Origin of the sequence: Synechococcus sp. Cruz CV12-2-Slac-r, from assembly GCF_024346075.1 — a bacterium.
Lineage (GTDB): Bacteria > Cyanobacteriota > Cyanobacteriia > PCC-6307 > Cyanobiaceae > Synechococcus_D.
The window spans coordinates 1-2,109 of sequence record NZ_JAGQEK010000229.1 but is presented as its reverse complement, the minus strand read 5'-3'; the positions used below and the strand labels follow the sequence as shown (position 1 = coordinate 2,109).

Annotated in this window: 4 protein-coding genes and 1 pseudogene; 2 read left to right on the top strand and 3 right to left on the bottom strand. The window is 48.0% G+C overall.

The window, feature by feature from the left end:
- Positions 1-250: pseudogene (locus tag KB557_RS11020) on the top strand (hypothetical protein); the annotation flags it as partial.
- Positions 251-388: 138 nt separating this feature from the next.
- Here KB557_RS11020 and KB557_RS11015 read toward each other — a convergent pair.
- From KB557_RS11015 to KB557_RS11005, 3 genes are all read right to left on the bottom strand, one after another.
- Positions 389-601 carry a type II toxin-antitoxin system HicA family toxin gene (locus KB557_RS11015; protein WP_255134172.1) on the bottom strand — a complete coding sequence of 71 codons (213 nt, stop codon included), beginning with the start codon at positions 599-601 and terminating at the stop codon, positions 389-391.
- Positions 598-807: a type II toxin-antitoxin system HicB family antitoxin gene (locus KB557_RS11010; protein WP_255134170.1), complete on the bottom strand. Its 210-nt coding sequence runs from the start codon at positions 805-807 to the stop codon at positions 598-600. The genes KB557_RS11015 and KB557_RS11010 overlap by 4 nt, the downstream gene beginning before the upstream one ends.
- 332 nt (positions 808-1,139) lie before the next feature.
- On the bottom strand, positions 1,140-1,367 hold the full coding sequence (locus KB557_RS11005; RefSeq protein WP_255134168.1) for a nucleotidyltransferase domain-containing protein: 228 nt from the start codon (positions 1,365-1,367) through the stop codon (positions 1,140-1,142).
- 466 nt (positions 1,368-1,833) lie between these two features.
- Here KB557_RS11005 and KB557_RS11000 point away from each other — a divergent pair.
- A partial coding sequence (locus KB557_RS11000) for a chromate transporter (protein WP_255134167.1) occupies positions 1,834-2,109 on the top strand: 276 nt, incomplete at its 3' end.

Below are 2,109 nucleotides of genomic sequence, written 5' to 3'. Positions count from 1 at the left end.
AGGAGAACGTGGTGATTACAACCCAACTCACACCCACGGGGGCAGTTTTTCTGGGGTGATCTTGTTACAGGTTCCGCCCCAGATAAACAGCACTAGTTTTGATGGCCAATTGTGTTTGTATGGCCCTGAACTAGTACTTGCGGCAAGAAGGCTTGATTACCACATCACCCGGGTTGATCTAGAACAAGCAAGGCTTGCTGATAAAAAAGAACATAAACAACACAATCAGGTTGTACATCTAAGTAAATAGAAATTTTATTAATTTAGGGCTAAATTCAAGATATCAATACTCAAATAAATTCAGTATGAAGAATGGCTTAACCATCTTTATGCAAAGTTAAGGCCACATTTTATTTAACTTGAGGAAATTAATTCTCTCTAAGGCTCTTCACAGGTCCCTTGGCTGTAGACCGGTATTCTTTGCAATGCGAGATAACATTCTGGGGCCTATCTCCTCACCATCATGAAATGCAAAAACAAAATCGGGGAATCCATCACGAGAAAGAGTCTTGTGAGAGCCTGCCTGGCGCTTTACATGCCATCCGATCGACTGGAGAGCAACTAAAACCTTTTTGGCTTTTACGGAGGGCCAGGGACTCATGCACTGATGGGGAGCGATAAGCTGATATTCATAGGCTCGGAGTCGCCATATTCAAGCCTGTCGGCAATAACACGAAGCGCCAATATCTCAGCCTTTGACATTGCATCTGCAGCCGAGTCGCCATAAGAGAGAACGCCAGGGAGTTCAGGAACTTCTGCGATCCAACGGCCATCAACCTCTTGCTCGCACTCCAATGAAAAATTCATGTCTTACTCACCACTGCCTTCACCGTAGCAACAACACAGTGCATAGGCTCCAACCCCATTTGCCTGGCTCAGCTCTTACCACAGGTATGCGGCAAGAGCTAATTTCAAAGTCTAGGTAACACCAAAGAATCATCTTCTTGGTACACATAACCGCCGATGACATCTTTTGGAAGAATTTTATGCCTCTTATATCAATTTTCTTAGAGTAATTTCCCTTGATTGCACTTGAAAGGTTTACCCATGGAGGCGTTAGTTTGCGTTACCCCGGCTCTTATGCCACAAAAGCGGATGCCCAATTCGCTATTAGCGCACCATGTCAGCTGCTTGCTGATTTACATAACTGGCTTTTGGAATCGGAATTTATTTGACTGTGTTTGTTCCCCGAGGCTGCCCTCAAGCCTCATCACCAACAAAATGTCTGCGTCGGAATCCCAGCGAGCCTCGCGGCGGGCCTGGGAGCCAAACAGGATCACTTTCTGAGGAGCGAAATGCTCCATAAGCTTTTGTGTGAAGACCTTTAAGGCCTCACGGGTCACTAGGGGGAGTGGAGTGGAAGTCATGGGCTTCAATCCTCGCATCGCACCCAGGGAAATAATCATAATGAAAATATACTTTTTAGAAGCAATTGTGCCATCTAACTAAATCTACTTGAAGGCTTGTTTCTAGGGGCTCTAATGGATCATTAATCCACAGCAAATCAGGGTGTTTCCAGTAACACCTTTTTCTGCTCGCGCGTTTTGGTTTTGCTTGGCGTGCCTGTTCTAAAAAGGCAGTTTGCTTTTATACAAATTGCTATCGCCCCGCTGCAATGACGTTGCTGGTGTTTATACCAATTTACAAATGAGCGACACACTTTTGCAGACCTGGTAGGGCAATTCATACCCGCTTGGTTGGTTTAGCTCCGGCAGCTATTGCTTAAAAAGCCGTTGATATTTGCAAAGGATTCGATCTATTCCCACAGGAACAGGGGGCACATTAATGCTTGATGCTGTGGAGCAACGGTGCATTGCTCTGCATACACAGCCGATGACGCAACCTGTTCCCCTTGTCACGCCCTGCGCTGTGAGCCTCAAAGAGGCCTCCCGTTTCTGGTTCCATCTCGGCTGGGTGAGCTTCGGTGGGCCGGCCGGACAGATCGCCCTGTTACATCGCGAGCTGGTCGACCGGCGCCGCTGGCTCTCAGAGCAGCGCTACCTGCACGCTCTCAACTACTGCATGCTGCTGCCCGGGCCTGAGGCCATGCAGCTGGCCACCTACCTGGGCTGGTTGATGCACGGCGTGCCCGGTGGTCTTATTGCCGGT

What these genes read in the sequence shown, in the direction of transcription:
- KB557_RS11015 (WP_255134172.1), bottom strand. Translation starts at nt 601, where the DNA reads ATGAGTCCCTGGCCCTCCGTAAAAGCCAAAAAGGTTTTAGTTGCTCTC.
- KB557_RS11010 (WP_255134170.1), bottom strand. Translation starts at nt 807, where the DNA reads ATGAATTTTTCATTGGAGTGCGAGCAAGAGGTTGATGGCCGTTGGATC.
- KB557_RS11005 (WP_255134168.1), bottom strand. Translation starts at nt 1,367, where the DNA reads ATGACTTCCACTCCACTCCCCCTAGTGACCCGTGAGGCCTTAAAGGTC.